This is a genomic window from Citrobacter sp. FP75 (assembly GCF_018342065.1).
Taxonomy (GTDB): Bacteria; Pseudomonadota; Gammaproteobacteria; order Enterobacterales; family Enterobacteriaceae; genus Citrobacter.
The window spans coordinates 704,537-719,767 of record NZ_JAFDOE010000002.1 but is presented as its reverse complement, the minus strand read 5'-3'; the positions used below and the strand labels follow the sequence as shown (position 1 = coordinate 719,767).

The 15,231-nt window shown below is 53.7% G+C and carries 23 protein-coding genes; 3 read left to right on the top strand and 20 right to left on the bottom strand.

Annotated features, from left to right (window positions below):
• The first annotated feature begins 26 nt into the window (after positions 1–26).
• Entirely contained in the window at positions 27–947 is a 921-nt protein-coding gene (locus tag JQ822_RS11125) for a hypothetical protein (RefSeq protein WP_244848843.1), read from the top strand.
• Between the two features lie 52 nt (positions 948–999).
• On the opposite strand, the gene JQ822_RS11120 is transcribed toward JQ822_RS11125, so the two are convergent.
• From JQ822_RS11120 to JQ822_RS11070, 12 genes are all read right to left on the bottom strand, one after another.
• Complete coding sequence (locus JQ822_RS11120; protein WP_213133505.1) at positions 1,000–1,446, bottom strand: phage virion morphogenesis protein; 447 nt, start codon at positions 1,444–1,446, stop codon at positions 1,000–1,002.
• Complete coding sequence (locus tag JQ822_RS11115) at positions 1,439–1,870, bottom strand: phage tail protein (RefSeq protein WP_149281634.1); 432 nt, start codon at positions 1,868–1,870, stop codon at positions 1,439–1,441. Before JQ822_RS11115 ends, JQ822_RS11120 begins: the two co-directional genes overlap by 8 nt.
• Positions 1,833–2,081, bottom strand: a complete 249-nt coding sequence (gene lysC, locus JQ822_RS24370; RefSeq protein ID WP_244848885.1) for an Rz1-like lysis system protein LysC — start codon at positions 2,079–2,081, stop codon at positions 1,833–1,835. Before lysC ends, JQ822_RS11115 begins: the two co-directional genes overlap by 38 nt.
• The gene (gene lysB, locus JQ822_RS11110) at positions 1,966–2,394 is read right to left on the bottom strand and encodes an Rz-like lysis system protein LysB (RefSeq protein ID WP_162926034.1); all 429 of its coding nucleotides are present in this window, start codon (positions 2,392–2,394) and stop codon (positions 1,966–1,968) included. The genes lysC and lysB overlap by 116 nt, the downstream gene beginning before the upstream one ends.
• Positions 2,391–2,768 (bottom strand): DNZ54_00345 family protein, encoded by a 378-nt coding sequence (locus JQ822_RS11105; protein WP_001528673.1) that lies wholly within the window; start codon positions 2,766–2,768, stop codon positions 2,391–2,393. The genes lysB and JQ822_RS11105 overlap by 4 nt, the downstream gene beginning before the upstream one ends.
• A 4-nt stretch (positions 2,769–2,772) precedes the next feature.
• Positions 2,773–3,282, bottom strand: a complete 510-nt coding sequence (locus JQ822_RS11100) for a lysozyme (RefSeq protein WP_213133504.1) — start codon at positions 3,280–3,282, stop codon at positions 2,773–2,775.
• The gene (locus tag JQ822_RS11095; protein WP_000171565.1) at positions 3,263–3,478 is read right to left on the bottom strand and encodes an HP1 family phage holin; all 216 of its coding nucleotides are present in this window, start codon (positions 3,476–3,478) and stop codon (positions 3,263–3,265) included. The genes JQ822_RS11100 and JQ822_RS11095 overlap by 20 nt, the downstream gene beginning before the upstream one ends.
• A gap of 3 nt (positions 3,479–3,481) precedes the next feature.
• A complete protein-coding gene (locus tag JQ822_RS11090; RefSeq protein ID WP_000868184.1) occupies positions 3,482–3,685 on the bottom strand; it encodes a tail protein X in 204 nt (67 codons plus the stop codon).
• Positions 3,685–4,149 (bottom strand): head completion/stabilization protein, encoded by a 465-nt coding sequence (locus JQ822_RS11085; RefSeq protein ID WP_213133503.1) that lies wholly within the window; start codon positions 4,147–4,149, stop codon positions 3,685–3,687. The genes JQ822_RS11090 and JQ822_RS11085 overlap by 1 nt, the downstream gene beginning before the upstream one ends.
• Before the next feature lie 92 nt (positions 4,150–4,241).
• A complete protein-coding gene (gpM, locus tag JQ822_RS11080; RefSeq protein ID WP_000059173.1) occupies positions 4,242–4,892 on the bottom strand; it encodes a phage terminase small subunit in 651 nt (216 codons plus the stop codon).
• Positions 4,893–4,895: 3 nt separating this feature from the next.
• On the bottom strand, positions 4,896–5,960 hold the full coding sequence (locus tag JQ822_RS11075) for a phage major capsid protein, P2 family (RefSeq protein ID WP_213133502.1): 1,065 nt from the start codon (positions 5,958–5,960) through the stop codon (positions 4,896–4,898).
• Positions 5,961–5,976: 16 nt separating this feature from the next.
• Positions 5,977–6,810 carry a GPO family capsid scaffolding protein gene (locus tag JQ822_RS11070; RefSeq protein WP_213133501.1) on the bottom strand — a complete coding sequence of 278 codons (834 nt, stop codon included), beginning with the start codon at positions 6,808–6,810 and terminating at the stop codon, positions 5,977–5,979.
• A gap of 142 nt (positions 6,811–6,952) precedes the next feature.
• Here JQ822_RS11070 and JQ822_RS11065 point away from each other — a divergent pair, with 142 nt between their 5' ends.
• Entirely contained in the window at positions 6,953–8,719 is a 1,767-nt protein-coding gene (locus JQ822_RS11065) for a terminase ATPase subunit family protein (RefSeq protein WP_001528644.1), read from the top strand.
• Complete coding sequence (locus JQ822_RS11060) at positions 8,719–9,771, top strand: phage portal protein (RefSeq protein ID WP_213133500.1); 1,053 nt, start codon at positions 8,719–8,721, stop codon at positions 9,769–9,771. Before JQ822_RS11065 ends, JQ822_RS11060 begins: the two co-directional genes overlap by 1 nt.
• 54 nt (positions 9,772–9,825) lie before the next feature.
• Here the strand turns inward: JQ822_RS11060 and JQ822_RS11055 are convergent, their stop codons facing one another.
• The 8 genes from JQ822_RS11055 to JQ822_RS11020 all read right to left on the bottom strand — a co-directional run bounded on the left by JQ822_RS11055 (position 9,826) and on the right by JQ822_RS11020 (position 15,174).
• On the bottom strand, positions 9,826–10,095 hold the full coding sequence (locus tag JQ822_RS11055; protein WP_213133499.1) for a hypothetical protein: 270 nt from the start codon (positions 10,093–10,095) through the stop codon (positions 9,826–9,828).
• A 439-nt stretch (positions 10,096–10,534) separates the two neighbouring features.
• Positions 10,535–10,795, bottom strand: a complete 261-nt coding sequence (locus JQ822_RS11050; protein WP_213133498.1) for a hypothetical protein — start codon at positions 10,793–10,795, stop codon at positions 10,535–10,537.
• A gap of 73 nt (positions 10,796–10,868) precedes the next feature.
• Positions 10,869–11,102, bottom strand: coding sequence for a DinI family protein (locus JQ822_RS11045; protein WP_019077494.1), 234 nt, complete (start codon positions 11,100–11,102; stop codon positions 10,869–10,871).
• 11 nt (positions 11,103–11,113) lie between these two features.
• On the bottom strand, positions 11,114–11,302 hold the full coding sequence (locus JQ822_RS11040) for a hypothetical protein (RefSeq protein ID WP_001154444.1): 189 nt from the start codon (positions 11,300–11,302) through the stop codon (positions 11,114–11,116).
• Positions 11,303–11,460: 158 nt separating this feature from the next.
• A complete protein-coding gene (locus JQ822_RS11035; protein ID WP_213133497.1) occupies positions 11,461–13,869 on the bottom strand; it encodes a replication endonuclease in 2,409 nt (802 codons plus the stop codon).
• Positions 13,860–14,717, bottom strand: a complete 858-nt coding sequence (locus JQ822_RS11030) for a DNA adenine methylase (RefSeq protein WP_192474715.1) — start codon at positions 14,715–14,717, stop codon at positions 13,860–13,862. The genes JQ822_RS11035 and JQ822_RS11030 overlap by 10 nt, the downstream gene beginning before the upstream one ends.
• Positions 14,714–14,941, bottom strand: coding sequence for a TraR/DksA family transcriptional regulator (locus JQ822_RS11025; RefSeq protein WP_016150819.1), 228 nt, complete (start codon positions 14,939–14,941; stop codon positions 14,714–14,716). Before JQ822_RS11025 ends, JQ822_RS11030 begins: the two co-directional genes overlap by 4 nt.
• Complete coding sequence (locus JQ822_RS11020; protein ID WP_193863027.1) at positions 14,941–15,174, bottom strand: DUF2732 family protein; 234 nt, start codon at positions 15,172–15,174, stop codon at positions 14,941–14,943. Before JQ822_RS11020 ends, JQ822_RS11025 begins: the two co-directional genes overlap by 1 nt.
• Between the last annotated feature and the right edge of the window lie 57 nt (positions 15,175–15,231).

Below are 15,231 nucleotides of genomic sequence, written 5' to 3'. Positions count from 1 at the left end.
CAACACCTTTTACAGAGCATGCGAAAATGACCGAAACAACAAATTTAAGCAATGATGCAGAAGAAAACGTTATAAGTATTGATACCGCAATTGAGCGGGATGAGCTGCAGAAAGCTAAGGAACGTGCAGATAAGTATGAAAAATGGCAAGAGGAACGAATCGCACACTTTACTGTTGGTGCAACAGATTACGCAGGAAATATAATTTCAAGAGTGTATTCTAGATTTGATGAATTTATTATTTATGAGGTTCAAGATGTACCAACACATGAATCCTTACGCGTGTACATCCAAAGCAAAGATGAATACGATGAATCCAAAATAATTTTATTTCAACAGTGCAAACCACACTTTGATGAGTTTATTGCCAACTGTTATCGATATAACTGCGCATCAATATACAGAAAAAGAGCAGCAACCGTATTATCCTCTATTCTCTTGGGCATTCTTGAACCTACAGACGATAACTTCAAAAAAATCAATGATGATATTAAACTTGATTATGCCAACATGATGCTTGGAAGAAACTATTATCAATTGGGAGCCATCACTTTCTCAATCATTACCATTATCCTAAGTGCCATTATTTACCTTACACGAACTACAGACTTTATAAAAGACAACCACTTCATACCTGTTGTATTTTACGCAGCAGCCTTTGCATCAATGGGGGGATTTATTTCCGTCTCATTGAAAATAAAAAGCCTTCACACAGACAGAGAATTAAAAAAATCAAACTATTTCTCATATGGTGCCGAAAGAATTTTGTTCTCAATTATCGCTGGCGTATTAATATACTTCATGTTAAAGGGGAATTTAATATTTGGTTTTTTGAACACGGATAGCGACATTTCCTTTTCCATTTATGTAATATGCGCTCTTTCCGGATTTAGCGAAACACTAATTCCAAACACCTTGCGAAACCTTGAGACGAAATCAGAAAAATAACATCCTGAGAGTTAAATCGCGTGCACTACCACGTGGTGTGCGCGACAAAAAATCATTTCACAAACCAATCCACCAACATATTTTCAATAGATAAAATCGCATTATTGTTAATACCGAGGAGTTTTCGAGACGAATATTTTATTGTAATTCCACGAGAATTTACACGATCACGTAGACCGTAATGATGCACCCGCGCAATGCGCTGCACTTGCCCGGCAAATGCTACGCTTGCAGAATCCGCGCTGGCTGCAGTTTTCAGGTATTTCGCCGTACGAAGTTTCGAGAACATCTGCCGCTTGATGCGCCCCTTTTGGGTTCGGGCCGTAACTTTTCGCGGCTCGTATCCGCTACCATCAGGATTACGCTGCAGCCGAATATTGTTCTGCTGATTGCGGCGCAATTCCTGCGCCAGTTGGCGCATCATGCGACTGCGCGCGGCAGGCTCCAGATTCGCCAGCAGGGCCGCCAGCCACTCATCCACCTTATGCAGATTATCCACGTTTCACCGTCCACCTTTCTTCTGGCTCGTCGGGTTCCGGCTCAGCCTCAACCGTCGAAATACCGCCGTCGGTGCTGACCAGTACACGCTCTGTCAGTTGCAGATTCAGACTGATATCGCATACATCATTGCGCAGAATATCCACTTCAAAGGTGAACAGTTTTTCGCGCAGGTCCGGGTTGTTGATGGCGTCCGGCTGGTTTTCTCTGAGCCACAGCAACACGGGAGCCATCAGCAAATTTTGGTCGCCGCTGAAATCCTCGATCACCACGTTCAGGGTGTAGCGGTATTCCCATGACATAGAGCTGGCACCGGTTGCCACCAGTGAGCCGTTATCAACGAAAAGGTGCAGCTTGTCCGGGTTGTCGCGGACATAAGCAACCGCTTTATTCAGGGCGCTGCGTAAGGACTGCGGTTTGTTCACTGTCTCGCTCCTGACACGCAATAATCGTATCCACTTTGTCAGCACAGACCGCCCAGGCGGCCTCGGTTTCATCCAGCACCGCGCTCAGATCGCCGTTACTGCGCGGCGCTGACCTTTCCAGACGGCACTGCGTCACTCTGGGACAGCCACTCACGGTAAGCTGCACCTCCGGCGAGGGCCGGACGCTCCCGCAGCCGGATAATGTCAGCAGGCAAAGGAGTATCAGCCCAGCGGCGCAAATCCTCGTTTTCACGTTTCAGTTCCTCGATCCGGTGCTGGCGGCTGCGCAGAAGTGCGGTGGTCTGTTCCGCTGCCGCATAAAGCCGCGCCTGCTCCCGGCTGTTGGTTTCGGTCAGAATGGACAGGCCGATCAGTTGGCTGTTTTTCTTCGTCAGCTCCTGCGTTTTGCTTTTCAGCGCCGCGCCCTGCGTCTCGATAGTGTGGCTGGCATTGTTAAGCCGCCACGACTGCCAGCCCAGAGCCGCAAGTGCCAGCGCCAGCACTACCGCCAGCGCACGCATCAGGCCGCCATCGGCTCATGAAGCGGCGCGCGGGCAATCTGATACAGAACCAGCGTCAGCAGGTAAAACACCAGGGTGATCACCCATCCAGAAAACGCCAGGCACAGAACAATAAGCAGCCTGATTACCCATGTACGCACGGGTTTTACGGGGTGCGCCCTGAATTTCAGCAATGCCGCCCTGACCTCATCGCGCGCCCGATCTCCGGCGAACCACCCTACAGCGCACAGCGCAGCAAGCAGCCAGGCGAGGAAGCATGATACCCAGACAGACGCACCAACCAGAACCGGCGCAACGCTGCGCGGATACAGCAGGCTGATAACCAACAGCGCAGCCCATGCCAGCTGGAAAAAAACGCTCATGACTTTCTTTTTCATTCCGTTATGCTCCTTTTAAGCACCAGGCCATTTCCCGCGCGCGGCGGTTGTCCAGCCCCTGATTAAACACACCTTTGACATATACCCAGCGCGGCAGTTGATGGCAGGCATCCGCCCAGCGCCGCTGGTTCAGCAACTTAACCAGCGTGGAGCTGCAGGCGTTGCCGGTGCCCACGTTGAAAGCAAACGACACCACCGCGTCATAGACCTTTTGCGGCATCGGCTGCACCACACATTTTTCCAGCGCCCGCTCCACGCGCAGCACATTGGTGATAAGTCCCTGCGCCGCTTGCCGTTCCGTGATAGTTTTGCCCGGCACCACACCGGACGTATTGCCGATCCCGTCGGTCCACACGCCCGCGCTGCACTGATAAGGCTGCAGGCGGCATCCCTCGTAATCGGCGATCAGTTTCAGCCCCTCAACGGAGGTATGAAGCGACTGGAAACCGGGCAGCGTGGCGGCGATAGCCATCACCGCCCCGACAAGGCAGCGCTTAACGATTGAAGGATTCATATTCCCCCCGCGAAATTTTGCCGCCACGTAACAATTTGAAAGACTGGTGTTTGTAGTACCAGTTGATAGCCAGCATCAGCACACCAATCAGTACGCCGCCAACCGTTGACGCATCCTTGAGCGACAGATCGCCCAGCCATGCCAGCAGCACGGCGATGCAGTAAGTGATAAAGGCGCTGATTCGTTCAAGCGTCATAATTCAGTCCCATAGCTGGACGGTCTGCGCCGTGGTTGACGCCGTAATGTCCGGCAGCTCCACCTGCAGCCCGTGCGGTAAAAATGGGCCGTACTCAGCCAGCCCCGGATTTGCCTGCAGAACCTGCTCAGTGACACCCTGCGTACGCCCGTAATGACGCCAGCAAAGCGCGTCCACCGTGTCATACTGATGCGCACGCACTTTCATCAGATAAGCTCCACCGTACAGTGCGGTGCATCCTGCACCCGGCTGATAGCCCAGCGGGCATCACGCCACAGATCGCCGCTGGCCTCCGCCAGTTCCTCCCCTCGCTTCACACCTGACGCCGTGGCGTCATAGTCCTGATAACGCTCATTGAGCACGGCGCGCGCCCAGCAGAAAACAGCGTTGTGGTAGTGCCGGATACGCTCGCTTTTGCCGTCCAGCATTTCTGCCGGAACGTCTGCAAGTGTCTGCCAGCCCAGCATCTGCTGACGCTTGCGGAAGTCGTACAGCTCAGCGTTAACCTCAGAGATCGCCGTCAGCACGACCTGCTTTAAACGCGGCTGCGTCACCGTGCCATCAGTGCGCATCACACTGCGAAATTCCGACAGATCCACATCAGGCCAGAACGGCGTATTTTTGATGACCTCCGTCTGTTCCGGTGCCTGTTCGGGCGCAACAAACTTCATGCGGCTTTCTCCTGAATAAGTGGGCGGTGGACGGGGTTTGATGTGGCAGTGCCTTTCGCCACCCCGTGCCGCCCGTGCGCGGGGCACGTTCTTTAGCGGCTGTCATTGCGCAGTCTGCGCTCCAGCTGCTGCTTTTCTTTTTTCACGCCACAGCGGGGATCAAGCTGCAGTGCATGGTTAAGGTGATTCAGGGCAGATGCCGGGTTGCTTTCACTCAGTACAGCGCCGATGGCTTTATGCAGGCGCGCCCGCGACTGGTCCGGCATATCCAGATCGGTTGTCAGGTCCAGCGTCTGCAGGAGCAGATCGGCATCAAAACCAGCAGCGGCAAGCAGGGCGCTTTGCGCCGCGTCTGCCATTTCTTCTGCCAGCACGGTCTGCACGTTACGGTTGCCCAGCGGCATCACCCAGCCATGGCGCAGCGCATGACGCCCGATTTCCAGCGCACCGGCATAATCACCGGCGTCGATACGCCACAGCATCACGTACATCAGCACGTCATCCTGCTGCGCACCTCCGGCAGCCAGCACGCCCTCCGCCCAGGCGGAATATTTCGGCAGCAGCTCCACCTTGATTTCCGCCTTTTTCACCGTGGACTGGACGCCCTTGAGGCGGCGGCGGTCTTCTGCCAATTGGAGCAGCATCAGGTCATAGCCCGACGCATGGCGAACACTGCCGCCCTCGCGGGCGGCCTGCTCGGCCTGAATGCGCAGGCGGTGCTGCCGTGCGGGACTCAGGCTCATGCGTTACTCCTCAGCTTTCGGCGCGGCTGGCGCGCTGAAATCGCCGATAGTGATGTTTTCTACCAGCGCCGCGCAGCGGTAGTCCTCGACCACATACGCCTCGTTGACGGATTCAAAGTTTTCAATCCGGTCGCGTTTCGGGTTGTCGATAACTGAACGGCGGCGGGTATCTTCCTGCCAGTAGATGGACAGGTTATCCAGACGGGTGATCAGCAGGGCATTTGCCGGGAAGAAAGGCGCGCGCACAGCCTGCAGGCCGCCCATGCGTTTCTGGCTGATGATCAGATCGGCGGCGATTTTCTCGCTGTTGTCCTGCTCTTTGTTGACCAGCGGGAAATACTTGTCAGACAGCAGTTCACGTCCGCAGACAACAACCAGCTCGTCATCATCCTGATACTCCACATCGATCAGCTCGTTGACGGTATCCATCACCACCGCGTCAAGATTTACATACTTACCACCCGGACCTACTTTTACTGGTTCTGCAGTAGTGGTGCCGTCTTCTGCGGTTTTGCTGCCCATGACGTGATCCGGCGCGTCTTCGCGGATTTTCTGCAGCCAGCCTTTATTGACGTCCTGCAGCAGCGGATTTTCAGCACGGTTGGAGGTTTTGGCGCGCTTCACGCCGTTAAAGCCGATCATGATGCGGTCCAGCGCCTGACGCTTGACGATGGCGTTGCGAATACGCACCTGGAAGTCCTGGAATTTCGCCCACAGGTCCAGTTTTGCGTAGGTCAGCACCGTATCAAAGTTGGTCTGCTCGCATTTGTATTCCACGTCTTCCATCAGCGTCGGATCGGTAGGCTCGCGCTCTTTGGTGGTGGTATCGGTGGTTCCGGCAATGGTGCTGCCAACGCCCAGCCCCAGCAACTGACCGGACTGCTCAGTGACCGGCGTGATGTTAATCAGCGTCAGGAAAGCGGCGGACTGCTGGATCTGGTCTTCCAGCGTCTGCTGCACGGACGGCTCCACGGTAAACTTGCTGGACAGTTCTTCAACTTCCACACCGTTCAGGCGCGCCAGTTGCTGCAGGTAAGCGTTAAAGGCAAAGCGGGTTTTCTTTTTCATCGGGTTTTATGCTCCATCAGCAATTGGTCAGGGTGCCTGCCGGTGCGTCACCGCCCGGCGCGCGCTGGCGGTAATCTTTGCGGCTGTCTTCACGGCTCAGCCGCTGCTGTAACTCGGCAAAGGCGGTCTGCTGCTCCTGCAGGGAGGACTCCAGCTCAGAAAGGCGCTGGTCCTGATCGGACAGGGATTTATCAGTGCGCTCGCTCAGGATCTGCTGCTCAGTAGCGACCAGCTCCACGGCTTTATGCACATCAGAGAATCGCGCATCGTCGGTCTGCTCTTTTTTGGTGAACAGCGCGGTGACGCGGGCAAAGAGGGACGGCTTTTCGTCCTGGGCTTCTTCCAGTTCAATCAGCGTTTCAACCGCTTCCGAAAACAGGTTTTCAGGGTTCAGCTTACGGTTTGCCAGCGGGTTATGTGCTGCACTGGCGCTGAAAGCCAGCATTTCGGTGCCCAGGCTCGCAGGATCGTCCGTCGCACCCAGCCCCACAAGATAGGCTTTGCCGGTGTCGGCAAACTTCGTGCTGACCTCCATGGAGGTGAAAAGCTTCTGGCCTTTCTTCACCAGTTCCACCAGGGCGTCAGTGGGTTCGATATCGGCATAAAGCGCCATCTTGCCCGCCAGCGGGCCGTCCTGGATTTCTTCTGCAACCAGCCCCGTCACCCTGCCGTAGCGGTTAAAGGTGCTGTCCGGCAGATAAGACTTGATGTGCTCAAGGTTAATCAGCGCGGTATAGACCGTCGGGTTGTAGCTGGCAGCCATCTGTACCAGCCATTCACGCTGGATCTCGCGCCCGTCAGTGGTGGCACCTTCCACCCCGATACGGAAACGCTTTGCTTTCACTGTCATGAGCCGTGCTCCGTTAGAAATAACTTACTGGAGCCTTATGTTTGCGGTGATGGGGGGAGTGAGACAACGCGCTGTATTTGTACGGTAAACCACACAAATCGCAGCCGGGGAAAGCCTCCATCCAAGGCCGTATGTTTGGGCCATGAACACGACACTGACCCCCGCAGACCTCGATCCCCGTCGGCAGGCCATGCTGCTGTACTTTCAGGGATACCGCGTAGCCCGCATTGCTGAAATGCTGGGCGAGAAAGTTGCAACCGTTCACAGCTGGAAGAAGCGCGACAAGTGGGGCGACTATGGGCCGCTGGATCAGATGCAGCTCACCACCGCCGCACGTTACTGCCAGCTCATTATGAAGGAGCAGAAAGAAGGGAAAGACTTCAAGGAAATTGACCTGCTGGCGCGCCAGTCAGAGCGCCACGCCCGGATCGGTAAATTTAACGATGGCGGCAACGAAGCAGACTTAAACCCGAAAGTTGCCAACCGTAACAAAGGGCCGCGCCGCCAGCCCGAAAAGAATGTTTTCACCGATGAACAGACCGAAAAGCTGGAAGAAATCTTCCGCAACGGCATGTTTGAATATCAGCGCCACTGGTGGCAGGCAGGCGTAAAACACCGCATTCGCAACCTGCTTAAATCACGTCAGATTGGGGCAACATACTTTTTTGCCCGCGAAGCGCTGATTGATGCCATCACCACCGGGCGCAACCAGATCTTCCTCTCGGCCAGTAAGGCGCAGGCGCACGTCTTTAAGCAGTACATCATCGACTTTGCAAAAGAGGTGGATGTTGAGCTGAAAGGCGACCCGATGACGCTCAGCAACGGCGCGTGCCTGTACTTCCTCGGCACCAACGCCCGCACGGCGCAGAGCTACCACGGCAATCTGTACCTTGATGAATATTTCTGGATACCGAAATTCCAGGAGCTGCGCAAGGTTGCCTCCGGTATGGCCATTCACAAGAAATGGCGACAAACCTACTTCTCCACGCCGTCCAGCCTGACCCACAGTGCCTATCCGTTCTGGTCCGGCGCGCTGTTTAACCGGGGCCGTGCCAAAGCGGACAAGGTGGATATTGACCTGACCCACAGCAACCTTGCGCGCGGCCTGCTCTGCCCTGACGGACAGTACCGCCAGATCGTCACCGTGGAGGATGCGGTGCGCGGCGGCTGTAACCTGTTCGACCTCGACCAGCTGCGCATGGAGTACAGCCCGGACGAATACCAGAACCTGCTGATGTGCGAATTTATTGACGATCTGGCGTCAGTATTCCCGCTCAGCGAACTGCAGGCGTGCATGGTGGACAGCTGGGAAGTCTGGACCGATTTTCAGGCTCTGGCGCTGCGCCCGTTTGGCTGGCGCGAAGTCTGGATCGGATACGACCCGGCGAAAGGCACGCAGAACGGTGACAGCGCCGGGTGCGTGGTGGTGGCACCGCCAACCGTGCCGGGCGGCAAGTTCCGCATTCTGGAGCGACACCAGTGGCGCGGGATGGACTTCCGCGCCCAGGCTGACGCCATTAAAAAACTGACGCAGCAGTACAACGTGACCTATATCGGCATCGACTCGACCGGCGTCGGTCACGGTGTCTACGAGAACGTGAAAGCGTTCTTTCCTGCCGTGCGGGAGTTTGTCTACAACCCCAACGTCAAAAACGCCCTGGTGCTCAAGGCCTACGACATCATCAGCCACCGCCGTCTGGAGTTTGACGCCGGACACACTGACATTGCGCAATCCTTTATGGCCATCCGCCGGGCCACCACCGCCAGCGGCAACCGCCCTACCTACGAAGCCAGCCGCAGCGAAGAAGCCAGCCACGCAGATTTGGCCTGGGCAACGATGCACGCACTGTTTAACGAACCGCTGCAGGGCGAATCCGCCAATACCAGCAATATTGTGGAGATTTTTTGATGAGTGAACCCGAAGCCTTAACCAGCTCAACGCCAACAGAAGCCACGGCGCCTAAAAACGCAGGCGTAACTGCCGAGGCTTTCAGCTTTGGTGACCCGATCCCGGTGCTGGATCGCCGCGAGCTGCTGGACTATGTGGAATGCGTACAGATGGATAGATGGTATGAACCACCGGTGAGTTTTGACGGGCTGGCACGGACCTATCGCGCCGCCGTACATCACAGCTCGCCGATTGCCGTCAAACGCAACATTCTGACCAGCACATTTATCCCACATCCGCTGCTGAGCCAGCAGGCGTTCAGCCGCTTTGTGCAGGACTATCTGGTATTCGGTAACGCCTATCTGGAGAAGCGCACCAACCGCCTAGGCGGCATTCTCTCACTGGAGCCATCACTGGCGAAATACACCCGCCGCGGAGTAGATCTAGACACATACTGGTTTGTGCAGTATGGCATGACAACGCAGCCGTATGAGTTCACCAAAGGCAGCATTTTTCACCTGATGGAGCCGGATTTGAACCAGGAGATTTACGGCCTGCCGGAATACCTGTCCGCTATCCCCTCCGCCCTTCTGAATGAATCCGCAACACTGTTCCGCCGGAAGTACTACATCAACGGCAGCCATGCGGGTTTCATCATGTACATGACCGACGCAGCACAAAATCAGGAGGACGTGAACAATATCCGCCAGGCCATGAAAAGCGCAAAAGGACCGGGTAACTTCCGCAACCTGTTTATGTACTCACCTAACGGGAAAAAGGATGGTATCCAGATAATTCCGTTGTCAGAAGTGGCTGCTAAGGATGAGTTTCTGAACATCAAGAACGTGAGCCGGGATGACATGATGGCCGCGCACCGCGTTCCGCCTCAGATGATGGGGATCATGCCGAGTAATGTTGGGGGGTTTGGTGATGTGGAAAAGGCCAGCCGCGTCTTTGTTCGCAACGAATTGATGCCGCTACAGAAGCGGCTACAGGAGCTAAACGACTGGCTGGGCGATGAAGTTATACGTTTCGGGCCATACACCTTAGATATTCAGAATGAAAAGCAGTAAAAGTTAGCCAATAAAAATCATGAGCATAGGCCGCAGACTAAGCGGCCTTATTCATTACCAATTTCTTTCTTCGGAGTTTAACCAATCACCGCATGGATAATGTCTTGACGCCCATTCCCTTTGTAAACGAGCTACAAACAGAATATCGTTACTATCGACCTTGGCTTTGAGTCCATCACGCAGTTGAGCTGCTGACAGCGTTGTATCTATTAACCAAAATGATTCAAGATTTTTACAGTACGTAAACTGCTTTAGATAGTCAAAAACTTCATCGTAGTTTCTTCCCGGAGCCTTCAAGTCATAGGTTATACAATAAATAGCCATCCTTTAAGCCCCGCACTTTTTATCATTTGGGGAACATCTTAACCTGCGACATTTGCGGCAATACGACTGAGGGATCAGTCGCTCTCCTTCCACCGTCCTAAAACCAAACACTTCGTCAATTTTGTTCAAATCACCACTTGCAATAACCCCACAGCAGGGGCAAACAGCCTCAATTTGAAATGCCATGTCTATCTCCATTCCACATGTAGAATGTAGGGTAATACTTCCCTTCAAGCGAAAATGAGACAAGGATCTTGAAACCTCATTTAAACCCGCTAGCGCGCGCTCGTATCCCCGCCACGCCTGCCCGCTTTATGTAGTGGTTTTCATGCACCTGCATGAGACAGGCAAAAGCCCGCCAGTTCTGGCGGGCCTCAGCATAAACGATCCTTAAACGATCATGCGTTTTCATGCGGCATAGTCATGCACTACGACGAAATCAGCCAAACAGAGAATAATTTGCATCAAATTCATGACTTGTGGCTTCGACTTTCGTAATAACTATCAAGTAACCAAGTCCATCAGATAAAGACACCGGATACTCCAGCTCAAGCCAGAAACAGTCATCATAAGTTCTTCCCATCCAGTATCCGCCGCCGCACTCTTTTGGGCGTTGAAAGAAAACCCACTGACCTGGAATGATTGTTTCCAGCGTTTGACCGCGATATACAATTTGATACTTGTTGTCTTTAGACCCCATAGCTAACGCCTCGCATAGCTCGTTGTTCAACCTTGCGAGCGCCAGAACTACGTTCTGCCTCTCACAACGTTATCTAATGTAACCAGCTGTCGTCCTCCCAGACCTGCTGCATAATTTCCATCACTCGCTTTTTGTCTTCATCCAGTTTTAACCCGCTCAGTTCAACACCATTGGCACTGCCCTTACGGATACGAATTGCTGTTTTGGGATACAGAGGGCGCAAATTACGGTAAAGCTCGGATTCAAGGGCTTCCAGTGTGGCCTGGCTAATCTTCTGCTCTTTATCGATCATTATTTCAATGCGCATACAGATTCCCTTTAACTGGTAACATCCATTGACCGGCTGTATTCATGGCTGCGAATTTTCGCCATCAACTCGTCTGTCAGTTCGGACACCCACTGGATAGCCAGCCGCTTTTCTTCGTCGCTGCACTCACTAGCCGCTACAAGCTTGATAAAAAAATCAATACGCTGGAGCTTCAATGACTCCAAAAGATAGTCCTGCATCTTCCCTCCTATCATTACACGGATACACAAATACTGTATATATATCCACTGTTTATATAAACAGTATAGTAGGAAAGAAAAAATGTAAAACTCTTTTTTGTCAGTTAATTGGATGTACTGATGTCGGTCAATAAAGCACGAAATGTTAAACAGCAGCCTTAGTACCATTGACGCCATTTGTCATCTTCCTGCAGCCTCTGGTTACGGTAAAAAATACGTAAACCGGCACCGGATGGAATGCTGCCGCCACGCAGAAGCAAATCAATCTCAGATGCACTACCTTCAAACCCTCTGGCAGTCAGTTCTGCCTCAAGTTGCAGGCGCTGCTGCTCCGAAATACTCTGTATGTATGCTTTTTTCCGCTTCGGTTTTACCAGTCTCAACCTGGCTGTCAGCTCCCGCCGTTCCTTCTGGCCCATGTTGTGGAGATATTCCTGCAGCTCCTTCTCATCCATGGTTTTAATATCGGGTAAATCACCCCCTGATTTGTTCAGATTTTCAACAGGGGGACAGTTATTGCCACGAGTCCAAGGGGCGCAAGCGCCCTGGTCGGCTGCCGCCTCCTGAACGTCAACGGCCTTACGAACCTTTTTCCACTTCATCGCGTGCGTGCAAATCTTGCCCTCTACAATCGGGGACCAGATGCCATAGATACGGATACCGTGATCGCCGTAGGCGCTCGGTTCGTCGTTAAGCTCATAAGCCGTGCGGACAAGGTGATGTTTGCGGGGAACCAGTACACCGCCCTGCTTCATGATGTAGGTGGCAAAGCAACCCGCATCTGCAGCTGCCAGTACCGCATCCAGACGCGGATTATCCAGTACCGGCGCACCCGCTTTGCGCTCACCCTGCACTCTCGCGGCCTGACCAGCCAGCAAGCGCAGCTCGCGGTATGCCTGACGCCCCGGAATACCAAAGAAACGAAATTGCTGGACACGGTGCAGTGACGCCCAGGCGCTGACATGCTCGGCGCTGTCACGCAGTGATCTGCCGGTTTCTTTGCTGATTTCTTTCGCCAGCCCGCGCCCGTCGATGTTCTTACTGATGTATTTGGCAATGTAGCTGGTCGGCGTGCCCTTGCGTGGGTTGATTAGCTCGGACTTGAAGCGCGGCCCGGTATTGGTGCCCAGCTCCTCGCGGTCTTCACGGATGGCAAACTTACGCAGCAGCGCGGTGATGGAGCGACGGTCTTTTTTGCGCATAAAGCACAGAAGATGCCAGTGCACGGTGCCGTCATGGTGCGGCTCTGCAACGCGGACGCCGTACCAGCGCAGACCGGCCTTGTGCATGGCCTTGCGGAAAGCGGCGAATGTATCAACCAGATAATCACTGCTCTGCCGGACAGTGGCGCTGGTCCATTTCGGATTTGGCCTGCCGTTGTTGAGGGTTGCGTGGAAGCGTGACGGGCAGGTGATGGTATAGAACACGGCGCAGTCTCCGCGCATTTCCGCGATCAGCTCCAGCCCTTTAACGCAGGCCATCATTTCATTACGGCGGTGCGCCGGGTTGCTGTTGCTGGCGTTCACCACATCTTCCATGTCCAGCGTGTCACCGTCTTCGTTGACCAGCTCATGCGAGCGGAAGAACTCCAGCGATTTGCGGCGCTGCTCGCGTTTGTGGATCACGGCTTCATAGCTGACATACGGGGACGCTTTCTTGTTGACCAGGCAGACGGCACGCAACTGCTCCTCCCGCCACTCACAGCGCATCTGCCACAATTTGCGATACCACCAGTCCGCGCACAGCATGCGCGCCAGCGACGGTGGGATCAGTTCATAAGGCACCGGCTTGCGACGGCGCTTTTTGCGGCGTAACTTCTCAAAGGCAGGCGGGATGACCTCAAGGCGCATGGCTTCTGCAGCAACCCTTTCCCATGCCTGGCGGATTTCTTCTGGTTTAACATCATCACTGACAAACAGATCACCGCAGGCCGCATCAAGACACATGCTCATATGTGCCGCAACCAGCGTGGAAAGGCGCTTGACCTGCTCCTGATTCATTTCAGGCAGTACCAGCAGCCCCTCCAGCCCGTCCTGGCTCGCCATGAACCGGAAAGACGCAGACACCTGGCTGTCACGCACGCGCTCCAGCCGCTCAAGACAAGGCCTGATTGTTTCGCGCAGATAGCGGGAATAAGCTTTAGCCCTGCCCAGGCTATGGAAGTATTTAATCCGCTCCAGCAAAGGCTTGCTGATATGGGCAGGCATGGCGCTAACATCGGCAATAATCACCAAATCGGGATTAACGCGCTGCTGTTCGCGGGCTATTTTGGCATGGCTAATCAGCCGATCCTGCTCCATTTCACACTGGACAGGATCGCGGGATTCATTGAAGAAATAACGTTCCCAGACCTTATCACTCAGCGCTTCACGGCGCAGATGCTCCTGCTCGTTATCCACAGAGTAAAGAGCGATCAGGTTTGAAAGCGCAGACTCCGGCGCAACTTCCGCCGGGTCCAGATAGGGGTTAACCGCTTTTTTTGGGGTATTCCATGGAAAGGCCACGGCGGCCTCATTCGAGCCGCCGGTGGTTTGTGCATGATGTAATGTGAATTTACTCACTGCCACGCCCGTACCTTAGCTTCCACCGAGATATCAGGACCAGACGCCAAATCAACACCAAACCAGCATGCTGATTTTGTGGCGATGATTTCTAGTGCAGTTTTACTATCACCGGCAGCCACCCCCATGCTGCGCTTAGCGGTTATACGATGGCGAGTAAAATCACGATAAAGCGAACGGGTCAGAGACGTATCGCTGTTGGACACGATAACCGGATGACCTTCTGATGACCGGCGTTCAAGAATAGACGCCAGATGGTACTGATCATCTTCTGTAAAACCAGCTGTGTGATATCCGTTAAACGTGCCGTCATATGGTGGATCGCAATAGACAACATCACCCGTTTGCAGCAGTGCCAGTGTCTCGTCATAGCTGGCGCAGATAAACGTTGCGCGTTTTGCTTTTTCTGCAAATGCGCGTATTTCGTTTTCAGGGAAGTACGTCTTTTTATAATTACCGTAAGGAACATTAAAATAACCGTCCAAGTTATAGCGACACAGTCCGCGATAACCATGGCGATTTAAATATAAGAAATACAATGCGCGTTCAATTGCGCCACCATGGCGCAAGTTAAACTCCTGTCTCGTCTTATAATATGCCTCTGAATCATTACGGGCTTCAAAAAGATATCGGCCCTCTTTGATGAAGTATTCAACATCATTCTTAATCACCTGATAGAGATTAATCAGGTCTGGATTAATATCCGCGACAAGATAATGAGGATAGTCTGTCGCCATCATCACAGCACAGGAACCCGCGAAAGGTTCAACCAGTCGCGGGCCTGCTGGAAGGTGTTTTTTCAGTTCTGCCATGATGGCGGTTTTATTACCCGCCCATTTCAGGATAGTGCTCATACAGCCCCCCCTACGTAATGTTTGCCTTTCAGCTCCGCAATCTCCTGACAAGTGACACAGCACTGCACGCCCGGAATGGCTCGGCGGCGTGCTGGCGGGATCGGCGCATCGCAATCAATGCAGAGAACACGGGAAACGCCCGGGGTTCTGTTGCGGGCGGTGTGGATGTGGCGCTGACGTTCTTCTTCAACCCGCTGCTGTACAAGGTCCATTGAATCAGCCATCAGTGGATCTCCTGCGCTTCGTTCTGAATGTTTTCAGCCGCAATACGCAGCAGCTCCGCCGCTTCAACGTGGTTAAGCTGGCGTAACGTGATATGGCAAGCCAGGCTATCAAGACGGGCTGCCATTGCCGCAGCACGTGCTCGGCGTTCTTCCATGCGTGCATCAGTCAGCATCTGGTTAAGGCCAGCATCATCTGGTCCTGTTTTGGTAATACGGGTTTCAATATTTCGCATTGTTGTTTCTCCTGAATTTGGGCAATAAGAAGCCCGGCGGGTTTACGCCTTTAATTT